This is a genomic window from Williamsia sp. Leaf354, from assembly GCF_001424365.1.
Taxonomy (GTDB): domain Bacteria; phylum Actinomycetota; class Actinomycetes; order Mycobacteriales; family Mycobacteriaceae; genus Williamsia_A.
This window is the reverse complement of record NZ_LMPL01000003.1, coordinates 283,006-303,446: the sequence shown is the minus strand read 5'-3', so window position 1 is coordinate 303,446 and position 20,441 is coordinate 283,006. Positions and strand designations below refer to the sequence as shown.

Below are 20,441 nucleotides of genomic sequence, written 5' to 3'. Positions count from 1 at the left end.
GGTGAGGCTGTATCGGGATCAGGCGGTGGTCGTGCGCCAGCACAAGCTGGGCGAGGCCGATCGCATCGTCACGCTCCTGACCCATCAGCACGGTCTCGTCCGCGCGGTCGCCAAGGGCGTCCGACGGACCCGCTCGAAGTTCGGGGCCCGACTCGAACCGTTCGCCCACGTCGACGTGCTGCTCTACCCCGGTCGCAACCTCGACGTGGTGACGCAGGTGGAGAGCATCGACGCGTTCGCGTCGTCCATCGTCGCCGACTACGGGCGCTACACCAGCGCGTGCGCGGTGCTCGAGACCGCCGAACGCCTCGCCGGCGAGGAACGCGCACCCGCGGACCGGTTGCACGAACTCACCGTCGGTGGGCTGCGCGCCATCGCCGACGCCGTCCGCCCGCGCGACCTCGTCCTCGACGCGTTCCTGTTGCGGGCCATGGATTTCGCGGGATGGATGCCCGCGCTCGACACCTGTGCGAGGTGCGGTGCGCCGGGACCGCACCGCGCGTTCCACGTCGCCGCGGGCGGGGCGGTGTGTCTGCACTGCCGGCCGGCGGGGTCGGCGACGCCGTCACCGGGCGTGATGGACCTCATGGACGACCTCTACCGTGGGCGCTGGGAGCACACCGTCGATGTCAACGACTCGCTGCGCCGCCAGGCCAGTGGCCTGACCGCGGCGCACCTGCAGTGGCATCTCGAGCGTCAGCTGCGCACGCTGCCCCTGATCGAACGCGAGGCGCCGCACCGACTCGGAGAGGACAACCGTGATGGCTCTACGTCGCCCCGTGAAGCGGTCCGCTGAACCGGTCGCCGACCGGGTGATCCGTCCACCCGACCCGCATCCGTCCGGAGCGCGACCGCCGCTGCTGCAGACCGAGCTCATCCCGCGGCATGTCGCGCTGGTGATGGACGGCAACGGTCGGTGGGCCACCGACCGCGGACTGCCGAGGACCGAGGGCCACAAGCGCGGCGAGGCCGTGTTGATGGACTCGGTGTGCGGGTGCATCGAACTCGGCGTCACGTGGCTCTCGGCGTATGCCTTCTCCACCGAGAACTGGTCGCGCAGCCCCGAGGAGGTGCGCTTCCTCATGGGTTTCAACCGCGACGTGATCCGGCGTCGTCGGGACGAGATGCACGAGATGGGCGTCCGCGTCCGGTGGGCCGGTCGTCGACCTCGACTGTGGGCCAGCGTGATCCGTGAACTCGAGGTCGCCGAGGAGATGACGAAGGACAACACCGTCATGAACCTGACGATGTGTGTCAACTACGGAGGGCGTGCCGAGATCGCCGACGCCGCACGCGAGATCGCGCGCCGGGTCGCCGCCGGGCAACTCGACCCCGAGCGCATCGACGAGAAGACCGTGGCCCGCCACCTCGACGAGCCGGACATGCCCGACGTCGACCTGTTCCTGCGGCCGTCGGGGGAGCAGCGCATCTCGAACTTCCTGCTGTGGCAGTCGGCGTACGCCGAGATGGTGTACCAGGACAAGCTGTTCCCCGATTTCGACCGGCGCGACCTGTGGGCCGCGTGCGTCGAATATGCCTCGCGTGACCGCAGATTCGGTGGCGTACGCCAGGCGGGGGACCCGGCGTGAGCGACTCCGGATCGACCCCCACGCCCGCCGTCGCGCTGATGGACCGCGCGGCGACCCTCATCTCGGCGATCGGCGCGGTCGACCATGTCGCGGGGGAGACGTCGATGACCGTGGCGTTCGAGGGCACCCGCGCCGCGGTGCAGTCGATGACACTGTCGGAGGGACTCGACGTCCTCTCGGTGACCCAGGTGCTGGCGTGGGACCTGCCGAACACCGACGCCCTGCGCGATGACATCGAACGACTGTCGGGGCAGATGAGTTTCGGTGCGATCAAACGCGCGTCGACGGAGGTGACCACCGATGTGTTGGCGCACTACACGTTTCCGGCCGGCACTCTCGACGACGCGGCGCTGCTGACCATGGTGCATCTCGTGCTCTCCACCGGCACCGAACTCTCGGCCGCCCTCACCGCCTGACGTCGATCGGGCTGGTACTCGCGTCGATCGGGCAGGTGCAACGATCGATCGGGCAGTCGTCACCTCGAGGCAGATGTCGCCGCGGGGAAGTGCCCACTCGATGCGGACACGTGCACGATCGACGGCGTTCGGTGCCCGGTCGGCGTCGGATCAGTGACAATCGGGGCAGCGCCCGAAGATCTCGACGGTGTGGCTGACGTCGGTGTAGCCGTGACTCGCCGCGATCGCGCTGGCCCATTCCTCGACCGGGTCGGCCTGCACCTCGATCGTGGTCCCACACACCCGACACACCAGGTGATGGTGGTGGCCGGCCGAGCAACGACGGTAACGGGACTCGCCGGAATCGGTACGCAGCACGTCGATCTCGCCCGCATCGGCCAGCGCCTGCAGGTTGCGGTACACAGTGGTCAGACCGATGGACTCGCCGTCGGCCTTGAGACTGTCGTGGAGCTCCTGCGCCGATCGGAACTCGTCGACGGTGGTGAGCAACGACGCGATCGCGTGGCGCTGACGGGTGGACCGCACGCCGGTCACCGGTGGTGCGGCCTCGGCCTCGGTGTGGTGGGCGCTCATTCGCCGTGTTCGGTGGCGTGGGCGACGGCGTCGGTGACGATGTGCGAGAGGTGGTCGTCGACGAGGCGGTAGAGGATCTCGCGGCCGTTGCGTTCGCCGTGGACCACGCCCGCCGCCTTGAGGACCCGCAGGTGCTGGCTGATGAGCGGTTGGGTGACGCCGAGGTGGCCGACGAGTTCGTGGACGCACTGCTCGCGCTCGAGCAGTTGCAGCACGATGGCGATCCGCACCGGCGCGGCCAACGCGCGCAACAGCTCACCGGCCGCCTCGAGCGCGGCGCGATCGGCCCGCACCCCGCCGGTCGCGACCTCGCCGGAGTTCTCCACCATGGCCTACCTCTCTCGTGGTCGCAGGCGTCGTGGGACACCGCGTGCTTAATTGCAATCATTTTCATATGCGCCGTCGGCCATGTCAAGGCGGCCGCACCGCCGGGGCTAGTCTGGGTCGGTACTTCTTCCCCGAGACCGAAGCTGGAGTGTGCGTTCATCGTGGCCGGAACAGTCGATGCCGTCGTCAACCTGTGCAAGCGGCGAGGGCTGGTGTACCAGTGCGGTGAGATCTACGGCGGTACCAAATCGGCATGGGACTACGGCCCACTCGGCGTGGAGCTCAAGGACAACATCAAGAAGCAGTGGTGGCGGTCGATGGTCACCTCGCGCGACGACGTCGTCGGCCTCGACTCGTCGGTCATCCTGCCGCGCGCGGTGTGGGAGGCCTCGGGCCACGTGAGCGTGTTCAACGACCCGCTCGTCGAGTGCCTCAACTGCCACAAGCGACACCGCCAGGACCATCTGCAGGAGGCCTACGCGGAGAAGAAGGGTCTCGACGACCCCGATGCGGTCCCCATGACGGAGATCGTGTGTCCCGACTGCGGCACCCGCGGCCGGTGGACCGAGCCGCGCGACTTCAACATGATGCTCAAGACCTACCTCGGACCGGTCGAGTCCGAGGACGGGCTGCACTACCTGCGCCCGGAGACCGCGCAGGGCATCTTCGTCAACTTCAAGAACGTGATGACCACGGCGCGCAAGAAGCCGCCGTTCGGCATCGGGCAGATCGGCAAGAGTTTCCGCAACGAGATCACCCCGGGCAACTTCATCTTCCGCACCCGCGAGTTCGAGCAGATGGAGATGGAGTTCTTCGTCAAGCCCGGCGACGACGAGCAGTGGCACCAGTACTGGATCGACACCCGCCGTCAGTGGTACGTCGACCTCGGGATCGACCCCGACAACCTGCGCCTGTTCGAGCACCCCGCCGAGAAGCTGTCGCACTACGCCAAACGCACGGTCGACGTCGAGTACAGGTTCGGCTTCGCGGGCAGCCCGTGGGGTGAGCTCGAGGGTGTCGCCAACCGCACCGACTTCGACCTCAGCACCCACTCGAAGCACTCGGGGGAGGACCTGTCGTTCTTCGACCAGGCGTCGGGCGAGCGGTACACGCCGTACGTGATCGAACCCGCAGCCGGTCTCACGCGGTCGTTCATGGCGTTCCTGTGTGACGCACTCGTCGACGAGGAGGTGCCGAATGCCAAGGGCGGCACCGACACCCGCACGGTCCTCAAACTCGACCGGCGTCTGGCGCCGATCAAGGTCGCGGTGTTGCCGCTCTCGCGCAACGAGCAGCTCTCACCGAAGGCCAAGGCACTCGCCGCCGAGCTGCGGCAGCACTGGAACGTGGAGTTCGACGACGCGCAGGGCATCGGCAAGCGGTACCGCCGCCAGGACGAGATCGGGACACCGTTCTGTGTGACCGTCGATTTCGACTCGCTCGACGACGACGCCGTGACCATCCGTGAACGCGACACCATGAGCCAGCAGCGCATCGCGATCAGTCAGGTGACGTCGTATCTGGCCGGAGAACTGCTCGGCTGCTGAGCGCGTCGGCCGCGGTGGGCGGTCACCGGGAATGGATGATGCCGCTGATCTCTGCCATAGTCGGGGTCAGGAGTCGCCATGCCGGCACGGGGTCGGCGGGAGAGATGGCGAGACGAGAGAAGTGGGTGTGTCGTGAGTGGTTCGGTGACAGGCAAGGTCGTGCATTACGACGCCAACCGTGGATTCGGGTTCCTGGCGCCGGACTCCGGTGGTGCAGATGTGTTCCTGCACATCAACGACATCGACATCGACGAGTCCGCCCTCAAGCCGGGCGCCCAGGTCAGTTTCGACGTCGAGGCGACCGAGCGGGGATCGAAGGCGGTCAACGTCGCGGTCACCGGCGCGGCCGCTGACGCCGCACCCCGCGGCGGTCGGCGTGACGACCACGGCGATCACCGCGAGCGCGACCACCGCAGCGAGCGCACCGACCGGAACGATCGCAGCGAGCGCGCCCCGCGTCGCACGCCGCGCCCGACCGACGCCGCGGTTCTCGACGCCACCACGTTCGTCGAGGAACTCACCGAGATCCTGCTCGACGCCTCGGGTGACCTCACCGCGACCCAGATCATCGCCATCCGCGGGCGCGTCGCCGATTTCGCCGTCGCACGCGGCTGGGTCGTCGACTGAGCCGTGCTCGCACCGATCGCCGACTACGACGACCACGCGACGGCGCGCATCGTCGTCGAGGCGCCGAAGTCGTCGATCCTTCCCGGCACCCACACCGACCACCGCAGCGAGTTCGCCCGCGATCGCGCCCGTGTCCTGCACAGCGCGGCCCTGCGGCGCCTCGCCGACAAGACCCAGGTCGTCGGACCCCGCGAGGGTGACACCCCGCGCACCCGTCTCACACACTCGTTGGAGGTCGGTCAGATCGGTCGCGGGATCGCCATCGGTCTGGGCTGCGATCCCGACCTCGTCGAACTGGCCGGTCTCGCCCACGACATCGGGCATCCGCCCTACGGACACAACGGGGAACGTGCGCTCGACGAGGTCGCCGAGGACCACGGCGGGTTCGAGGGCAACGCGCAGAACCTGCGCATCCTCACCCGCCTCGAACCCAAGCTGCTCGACGCCCGCGGTGACTCCGTGGGCCTCAACCTGACGCGCGCATCGCTCGACGCGACCCTCAAGTACCCGTGGACGCGACCGGAGCCTGGCGCGAAATTCGGTGCCTACGGTGATGATTCGCCGATGCTCGACTGGGTGCGCGACGGTGTCGCGGGAACCCGGCAGTGCCTCGAGGCGCAGGTGATGGACTGGTCGGACGACGTGGCGTACTCGGTCCACGACGTCGAGGACGGCATCATGGGTGGCCGCATCGACCTGCGCAGCCTCGCCGACCCGACCGAGCAGCGCGACCTGGCCGAGATCGGTGTGCGCGAGTTCGACGGGCTCGACGCCAACGCGCTGATCGAGGCGGCCGCGCGTCTGGCCGATCTCGAGATCGTCCGTGCGGCACACGGTTACGACGGGACCCTGACCGGTTCGGTGATCCTCAAACAGCTCACCAGCGAACTGGTGGGGCGCTTCGCCTCTGCCGCGATCGCCGGTACACGCGCGGAGTCCGGCGACGGGCCGCTGCACCGATACGACACCGACCTGTCGGTGCCCGCACTGGTCGCCTCCGAGGTGGCCGTCCTCAAGACCGTGGCGCTGCGGTTCATCTTCTCCGACGTCCGCCACCGCGCCCACCAGCAGCGCCAACGCGACCGCATCCACCGCGTCGCGGCATGGTTGCTGCGGGCGGCGCCCGGTGGCCTCGACCCGATCCTCGTCCCCGCCTTCACCGCCGCCACCGACGACGCCGCGCGGATGCGCGTCGTCGTCGACCAGATCGCGTCGATGACCGAGGGGCGCCTCGAACGCACAGATCGTCAGAACTCAGGGGCTCAGGCGCACCTGGGGTGACCACGCGCGCTCGTCAGCGTGCCGCGGTCCGGTCGCGGGAGCCGACCAGCAGGAGTGCGCACGGTTCCTCGGTCCGATTGACGAGGTGATGCGTCGAACGGCCCTGGAAGTGCGCGGCGTCGCCTGGTCGCAGTGCGTGTGTGATGGAGTCGTCGTCCGATCCGCCGACGACGAGATCGACCTCGCCGTGCAGGACGTACACCCACTCCTCGCCGTCATGGTCGGCCGGGGGCGACGAACAGTGCGGGCCGACCGTCAGATGCATCGAATGCAGGTCGGGCAGTTCGCCACTGAGCACCGCGACGTCGCCGCTGGCACTCTCGTGGACGACGCGATCATCGACCCGCGTGACGTGGACGGCGGCCGGCGTGAGGTCGGCGACCAACTCGCTGAGGGTGATCGAGAAGATCCGCGACAGTTCGATCAGGGTCCCGACCGACGCCTGACGGGCGCCCGACTCGATCCGAGACAGCTGAGTGGCAGACAATCCCGCGGTCTCGGCGAGTCCACGTACCGTCCACCCGCGTTGCAGCCGGAGAGCGCGGACCCGTCGTCCGATCCAGTGATCGTCGATCTGTTCGCCCATGGCGCCGATCGTAACGACCGGCACGCCGTCGATGTGACCACATGGGTAGGAATCGTTGCCTCTGGGGTTTGACTGGTCTCGGCGGCGGAGGGCACACTCGTGTCGGAATCGACTCCGACGAGAGGACGCCCGTGTCATCCGTGGGACCCACGTCGCCGGCCGGCGACCTCCGGGTGGACGACGCGTTGCCGCCCTGGCGTGCCGGCGCTTTCGCGGTCTTCGCCGTCATCGGCCTGGGGGTGAGCCTGCGCCTGTTGTTCGGCAGCGCCTCGTCGCTGATCTCCGAGATCCGCGACGGGTATCACCTCGGATCCCTGGAGGTCGCGCTGCTGACCACCGGCCCGGTGGTGTGCCTCGGTCTCGGGGCGAGCGTCGCCCCACGTCTGGCACGGCGCTTCGGTGCGCTCCCCGTCGCTGCGGGGTGCATGGCTCTACTGACCGTGGGCTCGGCTCTGCGCGCGGTTCCCGGCTGGCCGGTCCTCGTGGTCGGCACCGTGATCGGCGGCCTGGGGATCGCGGTCGCCAACGTGTTGGGGCCGGTGCTGATCCGCTTGCTGTTCCCGCACCGTATCGGTGTGATGACGGGGCTGCTGACCGCGCTGATCTGCGTCAGTGCCGGGATCGCGTCGGGCATCACACCTCCGCTGACGAGAGCATTCGACGGCAGCTGGCGGCTCGGTCTCGGGGTGTGGGCGCTTCCCGCGCTGATCGCGGCGGCGGCGATGGGCGTGCTCGCCGTGGCCCATGGTCGCGGTCTGCGCCGCGACGCGGGTACCGGCGCCGGGTCACCGATACCCGTGGCCGTCGTGACGCGCGCCGGGGCCAATCGGATGCGTTGGGCCATAACCGGTTTCATGGGGCTTCAGTCGCTGCTCGCCTACGCGACCGTCGCCTGGTTGCCGACCATCTATCGGGACCGGGGCGTGAGCGCCGACGAGGCCGGCCTGATCTTCTCCGCACTCAGTGTCGCCAGCATCGTCACCGCGCTGACCGTCCCCGTGATCGCCACCCGACTGCGGTCGCAGAGCACGCTCGCCGTGGCGGTCGTCGCACTCGCGATCCTCGGCCTGCTCGGCGTGCTGTGCACCGGCACGGCCGGAGCGTGGCCCTCGGCGGTTCTCGTCGGACTCGGCCAGGGGGGCGCGCTGTCGCTGGCGCTGGTGTTGATGAACCTCCGGTCGGCGAGCGCCGCCGAGGCCACCGCGTTGTCGGCCGCCGCGCAGACCGTGGGATACCTCGTCGCGGCGATCGGACCGGTGGCGATGGGTGTCCTGCACTCGGTCACCGACGGCTGGTCGGTACCGCTCATCGCGCTGACCGCGACGATGATCCCGCTCGCGGTGTGCGGTGTGATCGCAGGTCGTCCGGGTCTGGGGACAACCGCCGAGCACGACGTGACGGACGGCGCCCCGGACCACCGCGCACCGATACACTCGAGCAGTGCCCGGCCGAATCCCTGATCGTGACATCACGGCGATTCGCGAACGCACGAACATCGAGGACATCGTCGGCGACTACGTCGCGTTGCGCCGTGCGGGCGCCGACAGCCTGAAGGGACTGTGTCCCTTCCACGACGAGAAGTCGCCGTCGTTCCACGTGCGACCGAACCACGGCCACTTCCACTGCTTTGGGTGCGGCGAGGGCGGCGACGTCTACACCTTCCTGCAGAAGCAGGAACACATCACCTTCGTCGAGGCGGTCGAGCAGCTCGCCGACCGGATCGGCTACCAGATCAACTACGAGGGCGGCGGCACCAGCGTCGCCCGCGACCGCGGCACCCGTGCGCGTCTCGTGGCCGCGAACGCCGCGGCCCAGAAGTTCTACGCCGAGCAACTCCTCACCCCGGACGCCAAGCCCGCGCGCGACTACCTGCTCGAGCGCGACTTCGATCAGGCGGCATCGGTGCAGTTCGGCTGCGGGTTCGCGCCGCTGTCGTGGGACTCGATGACCAAGGCGCTGCTCGCGCAGGGTTTCGAGTTCGCCGAACTCGAGGCCGCCGGTCTGTCGCAGCAGGGGCAACGCGGTCCCCGTGACCGCTTCCGGCGACGACTGCTGTGGCCCATCCGCAACCTCGCCGGCGACATCATCGGGTTCGGCGCCCGCAAGCTGTTCGACGACGACACCATGGGCAAGTACATGAACACGCCCGAGACCATGCTCTACAAGAAGTCGCAGGTGCTGTTCGGTCTCGACCATGCGAAGAAGAACATCGCCAAGGGGCACCAGGTGGTGATCGTCGAGGGCTACACCGACGTCATGGCGATGCACCTGTCGGGTGTCACCACCGCGGTCGCGTCGTGTGGCACGGCCTTCGGCGAGGACCATCTCGCCCTGTTGCGACGGCTGCTCATGGACGACTCGTACTTCCGTGGCGAGGTCATCTACACCTTCGACGGTGACGCGGCCGGACAGGCCGCGGCGCTCAAGGCGTTCGAGGGGGAGCAGAGCATCGCCGGTCAGACCTTCGTCGCCATCGCGCCCGACGGCATGGATCCCTGCGAGCTCCGGCAACGCAGTGGCGACGGTGCCGTCCGTGACCTCGTGGCCCGGCGGATCCCCATGTTCCAGTTCGCCATTCGCGCTGTCCTCGCCGGCCACGATCTCGACACCGCGGAGGGACGTGTGCACGCGCTGCGCGACACCGTCCCGGTGGTCGCCCGCATCAAGGACGTGGCCCTGCGCGACGAGTACGCCCGGCAGCTCGCGGGATGGGTCGGCTGGGAGGACGTGGGTCAGGTGCTGCGCCGGGTCCGCGAACAGTCGACGTCGACGGCGGTCAGCACCGGTGCCGCCGCCCGATCGCAGGCCCGCACCCGGGCCGGGGCCCAACTCGCCGGACCGGGAACCGGCGGCGCGGCGCGTCCGTCGCCCACCGACCCCCGACTGTGGCCGCAGCGCGAGGCCCTCAAGGCGGGACTGCAGCACCCGGCGATCGCCGGCACGGTGTTCGACTCGTTGCCCGTCGAGTGTTTCCCCGAGCCGGCGTACGCGCTGATCCGTGCCGCGATCGCCGCGGTCGGCGGGACCGCGTCGGGGTTGAGCGGCGCACAGTGGGTGGAGACGGTCGGGCGCGAACTCGACAACCCGGTCCTGGCGTCGCTGTTGACCGAACTCGCCGTCGAGCCGATGCCGGCCGACGAGAACGCGATCCCGCGCTACATCGGCAGTGTGCTGGCGCGCCTGCAGGAGATCTGGGTCGGCGAGCAGATCGCCGACATCAAGTCTCGGCTGCGACGGATGTCACCCGGGGACGATCCCGACGCCTACAACACGGTGTTCGGCGATCTCGTCGCGCTCGAGGCGTACCGCCGGAGTCTCCTCGAACAGGCCGTCGACCCCAACGCGCCCGTCGGGTGAATCAGTCGCGCGGGTCGCGAGGCGCGTAGACGGTGGTGGAGTCGTCGATCTGGTGGACGCGGGTCAGCGGGGGCTCGGGGTTGATCTTCTCCGACAGCTTCTGACGACCGAGCTCGATCGCCTTGCGCGTGGCCGGGGACCCGGTCACGGCGTGGTAGGCGCCGTTGATCTGGTCGTAGCGACGCCGACCCGCCTTCGCGCCGAGTACATAACCGACGCCGAGCAGGGCGAGCAGTCGAACCATGCGGTTGAGCCTTCCGTGTCGAGCACTCGTGTCCCGGACAGCGGTGGCGCACGCCGCGCCACGGGGCGGCGCAGGGGCACCGGCCGGACCTGATGTCGGGCTCCATCCTGCCCGATGCGGGTGGTGTCCACATCTCCGGGCGGGCCCTGTGCTGCCGAATCGGCCTCTCGGCACAGCCCGGTCGGACTCCCGTCACGGCCGATTTGGTGCCGGGCCGACCCCATGGGATAAAGTCACCCCAGCGGTTCGGCCGCGGGGTTCGCCCCGTCGTCGATCGACAGCATTCCCCCATAGCTCAATTGGCAGAGCTTCCGACTGTTAATCGGACGGTTACTGGTTCGAGTCCAGTTGGGGGAGCCGGTGGTCGCGCCGACCCGGGGCGGTAGCTCAGTTGGTCAGAGCCGGGGACTCATAATCCCTTGGTCGCGGGTTCGAGCCCCGCCCGCCCCACCGTGCGCTTCTTCTCCTCGTGATCTCGCCCCCATCCGCTCCGCCGTCGGCGACGAATGGCCGGTATGGGTCCGTCTCCACGCCACGCCGGTCTCGACGGCGACCTCGGTGCTCCCCACCCGCCGCGATCAGGCGCGGTGCCCCGTGCATGTGTTCAGCTAATGACGTGGGGTAATCAACAACCCGTTGACCGCACTCCGCAGAGCGGCAGCGGTTATCCTTAGCCGCAGTCACAGGGCGGTCATCTCTGACCCGATCGCCGACCAGCCCGTAACGATCCACCCGAAGCTGACGACAGTCGAGTGAGCAGACGACACGCTCGCCTCGAGTTCCACGACGAGAAATCTCCGAAAGTTCCACGCCTTTCGCACAGAATGGGAGTCTCACGGTGAGTGTGATCGACCGAGCGGACACGAAAGGCCTGAACATGCGGGCCGATGTCGCTGGTGCCGGCCGTCGCGCGGGTTCCGATGAGCGGTCCCGCCCCCGTGTGGCCATCGCCCACGACTACCTCACGCAGCGCGGCGGCGCCGAGAAGGTCGTGCTGTCGATGGCGCGGGCCTTCCCTGATGCCGTGATCTACACCACCCTGTTCGACCCGGAGAACACCTACCCCGAGTTCTCCGACATGGACATCCGGGTCTCGCCTCTGAACAAGGTCGGCTTCCTCCGCCGCAGCCACCGCGCCGCCCTCCCGCTGCTCCCGGCCGCCGCGTCGTCGATGCACATCGACGCCGACCTGGTGCTGGTCAGTTCCAGCGGCTGGGCGCACGGCTTCCGCACCTCGGGCACCAAGCTCGTCTACTGCTACTCACCGGCACGCTGGCTCTACCAGGCCGAGGCGTACCTGGGGGAGTCGGCGGGGTGGAAGAAGCGCCTCGCGCTGTCGGTGCTCACACCCTTCCTGCGCCTCTGGGATCGTCGCGCCGCGGCCTCGTGCGAGGAGTACCTCGCCATCAGTCATGCCGTACAGGGTCGGATCACCGCCGCCTACGACCGGCCGTCGATGGTGTTGCCCGCGCCGGCCACCATCACCGTGGAGCCCGAACCCGAGGTCGTCGACGAGGTCGCCGCGTGGGCATCCGAGGGCTTCCACCTCTGCATCTCGCGCCTGTTGGCCTACAAGAACGTCGACAAGGTCATCGAGGCCTTCCGCGGCACCGATCGTCGCCTCGTCGTCGTCGGACGCGGCCCCGAGGCCGAGCGTCTGCGCGCACTCAAGCCCGACAACGTCGCGATGGTCTCCGACCTCAGCGACCGCCAGATGGCGTGGCTCTACCGCCACTGCTCGGCCGTCGTCGCCGCCTCCTACGAGGACTTCGGTCTCACCCCGATCGAGGGTGCGGCCTACGGTAAGCCTGCCGCCCTGCTCCGCTGGGGTGGCTTCCTCGACACCGCCGTCGAGCACGTGACCGCCGAGTACTTCGACGAGCCCGAGCCCGAGGCCATCCGTGCCGCGGTGACCCGCGTCGAACAGCGTCACTGGGACTCGGAGAAGATCGCCGACCACGTGACGCGCTTCTCCGACGACCACTTCGCCGCACAACTGCACGAGATCGTCGACCGTCTCGCGCCGGACCCGAAGGACATCTGGTGACCCAGAAACGCGCCCTGATCACCGGTATCACCGGACAGGACGGGCTCTATCTCGCCGAACTGCTGCAGACGAAGGGCTACGAGGTCTGGGGCCTCGTCCGCGGTCAGAACAACCCGAAGGTGGGGGCGCTGCGCGAGGAGTTCCCCGACGTCAAGATCGTCACCGGTGACCTGCTCGACCTGTCGAGCCTGATGAAGTCGATGACGCTCGCCCGGCCCGACGAGGTCTACAACCTCGGTGCCATCTCCTTCGTCGCGTACTCGTGGGAGAACGCGCGCCTGACCACCGACGTCACCGGTGGTGGCGTGCTGAACATGCTCGAGGCCGTGCGCCTCTACCAGGACATCTCCGACCACGAGGTGCGCTTCTACCAGGCGTCGAGCTCGGAGATGTTCGGTCGCGTGCAGGAGGTCCCGCAGAAGGAGACCACCCTGCTCTGGCCGCGGTCGCCCTACGGCGTCGCCAAGGTCTACGGCCACTACATGACCATCAACTACCGCGAGTCGTACGGCATGCACGCCAGCTCGGGTGTGCTGTTCAACCACGAGTCGCCGCGTCGCGGCATCGAGTTCGTGACCCGCAAGATCAGCAACGCGGTCGCGCGCATCTCGCTGGGCCTGCAGGACTCGATCTCCCTGGGCAACCTCGACGCCAAGCGCGACTGGGGCTTCGCCGGCGACTACGTCGAGGCGATGTACCTGATGCTGCAGCAGGACGAGGCCGACGACTACGTCATCTCCACCGGCGAGACCCACTCCATCCGCGAGTTCCTCGACATCGCGTTCACGGAGGTCGGGATCGACGACTGGGAGCGCTACGTCAAGATCGATCCGCAGTTCTTCCGGCCCGCCGAGGTCGACCTGCTGATCGGGGACTCGGCCAAGGCGCGCGAGAAGCTGGGCTGGACGCCGAGCGTCTCGTTCCCCGAGCTGGTCCGGATGATGGTGGCCGGTGATCTCGAGTCCGAGCGCACCCGAGCACAGGCTGCGCCCCCGGCTGTCCATGCTCGATGACGCTCGCCCCGACCCGCGCGTAGCCCTCGTCACCGGGATCTACGGGCAGGACGGTTCGTACCTCGCCGAACGCCTCCTCGCCGACGGGTGGGAGGTGCACGGCGCCTACCGACCCGGCACGTCCATGTCGGAGAACGCGCCGGCCGATCTGACCGGTGCTCATCTGCACGGATGCGACCTCGTCGACGACACCGCGGCCGCCGACCTCGTCACCGAGGTGACGCCCGGCGTGATCTTCCACCTCGCGGGTGCTTCCTCGGTGGGACGTTCGTGGCAGGCGCCCGTGGCGACCGCGCGGGTGAACGCCGTGGCCACCACCGCCCTGCTCGACGCGGCGATGGGCGTGGCCGACCGGACCGGTGACCGCGTCGTGTTCGTCAACGCCTCGAGCGCCGAGATCTTCGGCACGACCGACGCCGGTCGTCTCGACGAGTCGACGCCCATCGCGCCCTCGTCGCCCTACGGCGCCACCAAGGCCTACACGCACCTGTTGGGCGCGGTCTACCGTGATCGCGGTCTGGCGGTGAACAACGCGATCCTGTTCAACCACGAATCACCTCGTCGTGGAACAGAATTCGTGACCGGGAAGATCGCGCACGGTGTCGCGGCCATCGCCCGCGGTGAGCGCGACCGCTTGTCGCTCGGCGACATGAGCGCGCGTCGCGACTGGGGGTGGGCCCCGGACTACGCCGACGCGATGTACCGGATGGCGGTGCGCTCGGACGCCCGCGGGGACGACTTCGTGATCGCGACCGGCACCTCGCATTCGGTGCGCGATTTCGTGGCCGCCGGTTTCGCGGCGGTGGGGATCGACGACTGGGAGCACCTCGTCGAGATCGACTCCGCGCACGTCCGCCCCGTGGACCCGTCGGACTTCGTGGGTGACGCGGCACATGCCCGAGCGGTCCTCGACTGGGCGCCGACCGTGCAATTCGGCGAGATCGTCCGGAACATGGTCGAATCGCACATGGCGCAGTCGGTCGCCGCCCGATGAGTTGGAATCCGCCGAGTACGGCGTGACCATGCCGAGCCCGTCGGGGGGACGACACCCGATGACGAACAAGGAGAAGGTGTGACCGTCAGCAAGCAGTCCGATGCCGAGAAGTCGAGCGCGGCAGGCGAGCCCGCGAAGACCCTCACGCTTCCCGATCCGCCCGGGTGGAAGACCCGCTGGAGCTTCGAGGAACTGTCGGTCGGCTACAAGATCCGCAACCGGATCGGTGGCCTGCTGTTCAACTCGTTCGTCACCCACATCCCGTTCCACTTCATCCGTCGCAACTACCTGAAGCTGTTCGGCGCCACGATCGGCGAGGGGACCACGTTCCTGCGCGGCCTGCAGGTCTTCGACATCGACCTGCTCAACATCGGTGAGAACTGCTCGATCGGTTTCCGGGTGCTGTTCGACGCCCGCAGCGGCATCGCGATCGGCGACAACGTCGTCATCGCCAGCGACACGCAGTTCATCGCCGGCGGCCACGACCCCAACCACAAGGACTTCCCGCCGGTGTTCGCGCCGTTGCAGGTGGGCGACTACGCCTGGGTCGCGACGCGTGCCACCGTGCTCGGCGGCGCCCACATCGGCCGCGGCGCGGTCGTCGGTGCCTGCGCCTGTGTGACGCGACCGGTCAACGACCTCGAGATGGTCGCCGGTGTACCCGCCAAGGTGAAGTCGATGCGGGACCCCGACGCCCTGCAGTACACGCCGTACTACCGACCGCTGTTCTTCTGACGGGCCGCGGCCGCACGAACATGGTCGACCCCACACAGGAGCCGACGGCGTCCGCACGCCGTCGGCCGTCCCGAGTCGTCTACGTCGCCCCGGAATCGACCGCGGGTGGTGTCGGGCATTACAGCGACGTCTTCGTCGAGGAGCTTCGGCGCCAGATCGACGACGTGATCGAGTTCCGCCATCCCGGTCCCGGCACCGACACCGTCGCCACGCTGCGCCGCCGACATCGCGCGATCCTCGAGGCGGTGGACGTCCCGGGTCCGGTCGCCCTGCACGCCGAGCTGTCGGGCGGGTCGGTCGAGTCGTTCTGGCCCACCGCGTTCGTCGAGCGCAGGGTCCCGTCGGTGGTGAGCACCGCGACCGTGCACGACCCACCCGGTGTCGTGTGGCTGCCCGGACGGACGCGCCTGCTGTCGAAGTCGCGTGTGGCGAGCCATGCCCTGCACTACCCGGGACGGCCGGTCACCCGGGCCGTGGAGCGTTGCGTGATCGGTGACCGATCGATGTTCGCGCTCACCCACGCCGGAGCCGACTCACTGCGGACGGCCTTCCCGCGGGCGACGGTGCACCACGTGCCCCTGCTCGTGCTCGACCGGCCGGAGATCGCCCCGGCCCACGAGCGGCCGCGCGCGGTCGGGATGTTCGGACTGGTGTACCGCGGCAAGGGATTCGAGCACATCTCGCGTATCCGGGCCGCCCTGGACCCGTCCATCGCCCTGCGTGTCGCCGGGCGGGGCACCGAGGCGTTGCCGCCGGTCGAGGGCGTCGAGATCCTCGGTGGTCTGGACGGTTCCGATCTCGACGACTTCTTCGGTTCGGTGCGGACGCTGCTCGTGCCGTACGGGCAGCGCACCCTCTACGGTCCGGTGTTCCCGGCCTCGTCGGTCGCCGCCCATGCCATCGCCTACCTGACCCCGCTGGTCAGCACCGCCCACGGTGCGCTGGCGGAGATGGCCGATGACGGTGGCGCGGTGGTCGTCGGCGGTCCCGACGACGATGCCGACCCCATCCCGGCGTTGAGCGCGGCCGCACAGTCCCTCGTCGACGACGACGCGCGGCTGCGCCGTCTCGTCGACGAGTTGACCGTGGTGCGCGCCGACCGCAGCCCGCGCAACGTGGTCAACCGGTTCGTCGACGTCTGGTCCCGATGAGTTCGGCACCCGACACCGGTGCACCCGACGCCGGGGTGCCGGTCCTGTCCGGTCGCCAGCACATCACCAAGGCCCTGATCGCGGCCCTGTGGACCTACGGCGGTCGCGGGACCGGACTGCTGTGGACCGCCTCGCTCATCGGCCAGGTGGGTGTCGGCGCCTACGGCCAGTATGCGATGGCGTACGCCGCCGGCGCGATCCTCTCGGCGCCCCTGGACAACCCGTTCGCTGTCCGTGCGATCCGGGAGAGCGAGGACCGGTTCGTCCGCGAGCGGTCGCTGCGCGTCCTCATCGCGTTGGCGATGATCATTCCCGGGCTGTTGCTGACGCCGTTCTCCTACATCGTCTGGTTCGGTCTGGTCGCCAGCGGTGGCGAGATGATCTTCAGCGCGTTGAAGAGTCGCCGTCTGCGTGACGGTCATCCCGATGTGGTCCAACGCTGGGACACCATCCGTCAGGTGTCGGCCGTGGTCCTCGGCGGCGCGTACCTCTATCTCGCCCCCGATCCGTCCCTGACCATCGCCAGCGTCCTGTTCGTCATCCCGTATCTCGTGGTGGCGGTGCTGGCGGTCTGGACGATCCGCGGCGATCGCCCGCAGTTCCCCGGCCCGCCGAAGATCGCCGCGGTGCTGTTCGGGGAGAACCTGGCCGTGGCGCTCTACCTGCAGGGCGACGTCCTGCTGCTCGGGTTCCTCACCGACAGCACCACCGTCGGCTACTACTCGATCGCCGTGGTGTGTGCGTGGGCGCTGGCGCAGGTGGGTGCGGCGCTCGGTAGCACGTATCACGAGAAACTGCGCGACGGTGACGGTCGTGTGAGCTCGGGTCCGCCGATGCGACACACCGTGATCCTGGCCGCCGCGGCCGGATCGGTCTTGTTCGTGGCCGGTTTCGTGGCACTGTTCCTGCCGGTGGCGACCGAGATCGCCGCCGCGATGATGATCATGTCGCTGTTCGTGTGCCTGCGCGTCGTGATCTTCGTCGACACCGTGATCCTGTCGATGCAGCGACGCGACATCGTGCGCAGCAGCGCCTACGCCATCGTGGTCGTGATCAAGCTGGCCATGGTGGCCGGTCTGGTGTGGGCCGGAGCGGTGGGCGCGGCGATCGCGACCGTGATCGCCGACATCATCCTGTTGACGGTGTTCACCATCGCGCTCCGCAGGCCCGTCGCCGACCCCATCGTGACGCCGGACGAGATCGCGGGCGGCGGCACAGACGGCGCTGTGTCACATCCAGACGACGAGAAGGGCCCCACGAGGCGATGACGCGCGTCACCTACCTGCTGTCCAAGGATCCGGTCGTCGAGCACGGCGGCGACATCGCGTTGTCGCGCTTGATGATCGAGATCACGAAGACGTTCGCCGACGTGGAGACCATCTGTCTGTCCACCGCCGGCGACGCGCCGTCGGTGCCGGGGTTGACCCGCGTCACCAAGCCCGCACCGTCGATGCGTCTGGTGCCGCGCAGCCTGGTGCACCGTCGCAGCATCGTGCACGAGCGCTACGACCACCCCGAGCTGCGGGCCACCATCGCCGCCCACCACGGTCGGTCGGATGTGTGGGTGGCCGAACACAGCTACATGGCCGAGAGCTATCTGCGGGCCCGCGAGCCCGGTGTGCGCTTCGTCATCAACACCGTCAACACCGAGTCGCAGGTGTGGAAGGCGACCCGCGGCATCATCGGACGTCTCCAGAGCCCGTTCATCTTGCGCGACGAGGTCCGCGTGGCCCGCGCGGCCGACGCCGTCGGCACCTACGACGCCGACGAGGCGCAGATGTACCGGGACGAGGGCGCCGCAGGGGCGCGGTGGATCGACCTGACGATGCCGCCGGCCACGCGACTCGCACTCGCCGACGCCGGGCCACGGCTGGTCTTCATGGGCACCCGCGACTGGCCGCCGAACCAGGAGGCCTTCGAGATCGCGCTGCGGCTGTGGCCCCGGATCGCCGAGGGGATCGAGGGCGCCGAGCTGTACATCGTCGGCGCGAAGGCGGCCAACGCGCCGGAGGTGACCTACCCCGACGGGGTCTTCGACCTCGGATTCGTCGACGACCTGCAGTCGTTCCTGTCCACCTGCCGGGCGCTGATCGCGCCGGTCGCGACCGGCGGCGGGGTGCGGGTGAAGATCCTCGACGCCGCCAGCCGCGGGCTGCCGGTGATCGGCACCTCGGCGGCCATCGGGTCGCTCGGTCCGGTGTTCGACCTGGACCCGTTCGACGACGAGGCGCAGTTCGTCGACCAGGCGCGCAGGTACCTGCTCGACGCGGCCCACGCCGAGACGCAGTCGCGCACACTGCACGACCGCAACGCGCAACGATGGGCCGACGGGGTCCCCCAGCGGACCGTGCAGGATCTCATCTGCCCCTGACCGCTCAGCGGTCGAGCATCCCCACCCCTCAGCGGTCGAGCATCCCCACCCCTCCGCGGGTCGGGGTCCAGGTGATCGATCCGTTCTGGAACTGCACGCGAACACCCGCGCCGGGCAGCGGTATCTCGTCGGTGGTGGCGAGGCCGTAGCGGGGATTCCACGCCGAGACGATCCCGTTGCCGATGACGTGCGTCCCGGTCGACGGCGAGCTGAAGATCCGCAGTGCCGCCGCGGTGTCCTGGTAGCCGTCGACGAAGAAGGCGACGGGATAGGTGTCGTAGGCCGCCATCCGCGCCGCGATCTCCGCGGGGGAGGAGATGAGACCCATCGGCGTGGAGAAGACGGTCACGTTCTCGTAGTAGCGCCCCAGGATGCCGGTCGAGGTGACCGGGACGACGGGGCTGAGGATGCGACCCCACCCGGGTTCGGCGTCGACCGCACGGATCCGACGATCGACGGTGGCGTCGGGTATACCGTTGCGCGCGTACGCCGAGAGCGTCGCGACGACGGGCTTGGGGGTCCCGTCGGAGCGCTCGAGACCGAAGTTGTTCTCGGTGTCGCCGTCGCCGGTCGCCCGGTCGCGGTCGGTGTAGTAGAACACCGGGCCGACGTAGGGCAGCTCGATCCACTTCTGGATGAACTCGGGGATCCGCCGGGCCTGTTCGGCCTCGGAGACATCAACGGTGGGGATGCCGAATTCGGTCGCCCAGATCTTTTTTCTCTCATCGCCATTAGCGATCATCAATTGTCGGAGTCCCGACAGTTGTCGGCCGGGGGAGTTCGGCAGGCGCCATCCGTCGGCGAGGCTGAGGTCGTATTTGTAGGGATGGAACGACAACGCGTCGAAGTTGCCGGCGGCGCCCGCGGCGTACATCGCGCCCAAGAATTTGACAGGGTTGATCGTCGATGCGGAATCGATCACCGGGCCGAGGCCACCGGCCACGACGACGAGAGAGCGATCCACCGTTTTGATGGCCCGATAGGACGCCGTCAACAGGGCGGTGTAGGTGACCGGATCCGGCTGCGGCCCGTAGAACATGCTCGCGTTGGGTTCGTTCCAGATCTCGTAGTCGGCGATCTTGCCCTTGTAGCGACGGGCCACCGTGCCCGCGAACGCGGCGAACTGGCCGGGGTCACGCGGTCGGACGTAGGGCCCGTCGCCCCCGGGAGCGGCCGCCCACGCGGGGGTCGAGGACAGGGTCGCGAGGATCTTCACCTTCGCCCGCACGGCGTCGTCCACGATCCGGTCGGTGACCGTCCAATCGAAGGTGCTCTCGTTGTCGGGCTGGATCAGACCCCATTGGATGGGCAGTCTTATCGAGTTCAGTCCCGTGCGTGCGGCCAGGTCATAGCTGCCGCGGGTCTGCTCGGCGGGATCGAAGTAGGGAGCGGTCGACAGGGCTATGCCCTGGGTCGTCCTGGATTCGTCGACGGCGATCGGGCTCGACGAGACGCGGTCGCTCGGCGCGATGAGCACCCCGGGGACGGCGGTCGGATCGCTGCCGCAGGCGGCCGCGGTCAGGCAGACGAGGACCAGCGACACGAGCAGCACCACCCGGGATCCGGGGTGCCGGGGCCCGCGC

Annotated in this window: 20 protein-coding genes and 2 tRNA genes; 17 read left to right on the top strand and 5 right to left on the bottom strand. The window is 68.8% G+C overall.

All coding sequences use genetic code 11. The annotated features are described in order from the left end of the window. Position 1 precedes the first annotated feature (1 nt). Genes recO through ASG12_RS12910 form a run of 3 tightly spaced genes read left to right on the top strand, consistent with a single transcriptional unit; the run spans position 2 to position 2,005 of the window. Entirely contained in the window at positions 2-796 is a 795-nt protein-coding gene (gene recO, locus ASG12_RS12920) for a DNA repair protein RecO (RefSeq protein ID WP_055790123.1), read from the top strand. Beyond that, positions 762-1,589 (top strand): isoprenyl transferase, encoded by an 828-nt coding sequence (locus ASG12_RS12915; RefSeq protein WP_055790874.1) that lies wholly within the window; start codon positions 762-764, stop codon positions 1,587-1,589. The genes recO and ASG12_RS12915 overlap by 35 nt, the downstream gene beginning before the upstream one ends. Beyond that, positions 1,586-2,005 (top strand): hypothetical protein, encoded by a 420-nt coding sequence (locus tag ASG12_RS12910; RefSeq protein WP_235456747.1) that lies wholly within the window; start codon positions 1,586-1,588, stop codon positions 2,003-2,005. Before ASG12_RS12915 ends, ASG12_RS12910 begins: the two co-directional genes overlap by 4 nt. 150 nt (positions 2,006-2,155) lie before the next feature. Here the strand turns inward: ASG12_RS12910 and ASG12_RS12905 are convergent, their stop codons facing one another. Beyond that, positions 2,156-2,578, bottom strand: a complete 423-nt coding sequence (locus ASG12_RS12905) for a Fur family transcriptional regulator (RefSeq protein ID WP_055790120.1) — start codon at positions 2,576-2,578, stop codon at positions 2,156-2,158. After that, positions 2,575-2,907, bottom strand: coding sequence for an ArsR/SmtB family transcription factor (locus tag ASG12_RS12900; protein WP_045823166.1), 333 nt, complete (start codon positions 2,905-2,907; stop codon positions 2,575-2,577). Before ASG12_RS12900 ends, ASG12_RS12905 begins: the two co-directional genes overlap by 4 nt. 159 nt (positions 2,908-3,066) lie before the next feature. Here ASG12_RS12900 and ASG12_RS12895 point away from each other — a divergent pair, with 159 nt between their 5' ends. The 3 genes from ASG12_RS12895 to ASG12_RS12885 all read left to right on the top strand — a co-directional run bounded on the left by ASG12_RS12895 (position 3,067) and on the right by ASG12_RS12885 (position 6,360). After that, positions 3,067-4,452 carry a glycine--tRNA ligase gene (locus tag ASG12_RS12895; RefSeq protein ID WP_156378094.1) on the top strand — a complete coding sequence of 462 codons (1,386 nt, stop codon included), beginning with the start codon at positions 3,067-3,069 and terminating at the stop codon, positions 4,450-4,452. A 144-nt stretch (positions 4,453-4,596) separates the two neighbouring features. After that, entirely contained in the window at positions 4,597-5,079 is a 483-nt protein-coding gene (locus ASG12_RS21975) for a cold-shock protein (RefSeq protein WP_235456736.1), read from the top strand. A gap of 3 nt (positions 5,080-5,082) precedes the next feature. Beyond that, positions 5,083-6,360, top strand: coding sequence for a deoxyguanosinetriphosphate triphosphohydrolase (locus tag ASG12_RS12885; protein WP_045823163.1), 1,278 nt, complete (start codon positions 5,083-5,085; stop codon positions 6,358-6,360). A 13-nt stretch (positions 6,361-6,373) separates the two neighbouring features. Here ASG12_RS12885 and ASG12_RS21735 read toward each other — a convergent pair whose 3' ends face one another. Beyond that, entirely contained in the window at positions 6,374-6,946 is a 573-nt protein-coding gene (locus ASG12_RS21735; RefSeq protein ID WP_055790115.1) for a helix-turn-helix domain-containing protein, read from the bottom strand. Between the two features lie 131 nt (positions 6,947-7,077). Between ASG12_RS21735 and ASG12_RS12875 the strand changes: the two genes are divergently transcribed. Further along, positions 7,078-8,406 carry an MFS transporter gene (locus ASG12_RS12875; protein WP_162243427.1) on the top strand — a complete coding sequence of 443 codons (1,329 nt, stop codon included), beginning with the start codon at positions 7,078-7,080 and terminating at the stop codon, positions 8,404-8,406. After that, the gene (gene dnaG / locus ASG12_RS12870; RefSeq protein ID WP_055790110.1) at positions 8,387-10,303 is read left to right on the top strand and encodes a DNA primase; all 1,917 of its coding nucleotides are present in this window, start codon (positions 8,387-8,389) and stop codon (positions 10,301-10,303) included. Before ASG12_RS12875 ends, dnaG begins: the two co-directional genes overlap by 20 nt. A 1-nt stretch (position 10,304) precedes the next feature. Here dnaG and ASG12_RS12865 read toward each other — a convergent pair whose 3' ends face one another. Then, positions 10,305-10,547 (bottom strand): hypothetical protein, encoded by a 243-nt coding sequence (locus ASG12_RS12865; protein WP_055790107.1) that lies wholly within the window; start codon positions 10,545-10,547, stop codon positions 10,305-10,307. 284 nt (positions 10,548-10,831) lie between these two features. Between ASG12_RS12865 and ASG12_RS12860 the strand changes: the two genes are divergently transcribed. The 9 genes from ASG12_RS12860 to ASG12_RS12820 all read left to right on the top strand — a co-directional run bounded on the left by ASG12_RS12860 (position 10,832) and on the right by ASG12_RS12820 (position 18,858). Continuing rightward, positions 10,832-10,904 (top strand) — tRNA-Asn (locus tag ASG12_RS12860). A gap of 19 nt (positions 10,905-10,923) precedes the next feature. Next, positions 10,924-10,997, top strand: a tRNA-Ile gene (locus tag ASG12_RS12855). Between the two features lie 427 nt (positions 10,998-11,424). Next, positions 11,425-12,594, top strand: a complete 1,170-nt coding sequence (locus ASG12_RS12850; protein ID WP_055790106.1) for a glycosyltransferase — start codon at positions 11,425-11,427, stop codon at positions 12,592-12,594. Continuing rightward, a complete protein-coding gene (locus ASG12_RS12845; RefSeq protein WP_055790103.1) occupies positions 12,591-13,607 on the top strand; it encodes a GDP-mannose 4,6-dehydratase in 1,017 nt (338 codons plus the stop codon). The genes ASG12_RS12850 and ASG12_RS12845 overlap by 4 nt, the downstream gene beginning before the upstream one ends. Then, positions 13,597-14,601, top strand: a complete 1,005-nt coding sequence (locus ASG12_RS12840) for a GDP-mannose 4,6-dehydratase (RefSeq protein ID WP_055790100.1) — start codon at positions 13,597-13,599, stop codon at positions 14,599-14,601. Before ASG12_RS12845 ends, ASG12_RS12840 begins: the two co-directional genes overlap by 11 nt. Positions 14,602-14,679: 78 nt before the next feature. Then, complete coding sequence (locus ASG12_RS12835) at positions 14,680-15,336, top strand: acyltransferase (RefSeq protein ID WP_045823160.1); 657 nt, start codon at positions 14,680-14,682, stop codon at positions 15,334-15,336. A 20-nt stretch (positions 15,337-15,356) separates the two neighbouring features. After that, positions 15,357-16,487, top strand: a complete 1,131-nt coding sequence (locus ASG12_RS12830) for a hypothetical protein (protein WP_055790097.1) — start codon at positions 15,357-15,359, stop codon at positions 16,485-16,487. Next, positions 16,484-17,755 carry a lipopolysaccharide biosynthesis protein gene (locus tag ASG12_RS12825; RefSeq protein ID WP_200932779.1) on the top strand — a complete coding sequence of 424 codons (1,272 nt, stop codon included), beginning with the start codon at positions 16,484-16,486 and terminating at the stop codon, positions 17,753-17,755. Before ASG12_RS12830 ends, ASG12_RS12825 begins: the two co-directional genes overlap by 4 nt. Next, the gene (locus tag ASG12_RS12820; RefSeq protein WP_055790095.1) at positions 17,752-18,858 is read left to right on the top strand and encodes a glycosyltransferase; all 1,107 of its coding nucleotides are present in this window, start codon (positions 17,752-17,754) and stop codon (positions 18,856-18,858) included. Before ASG12_RS12825 ends, ASG12_RS12820 begins: the two co-directional genes overlap by 4 nt. Positions 18,859-18,886: 28 nt before the next feature. Here ASG12_RS12820 and ASG12_RS21900 read toward each other — a convergent pair whose 3' ends face one another. Further along, entirely contained in the window at positions 18,887-20,413 is a 1,527-nt protein-coding gene (locus tag ASG12_RS21900) for a cellulase family glycosylhydrolase (RefSeq protein WP_055790093.1), read from the bottom strand. Between the last annotated feature and the right edge of the window lie 28 nt (positions 20,414-20,441).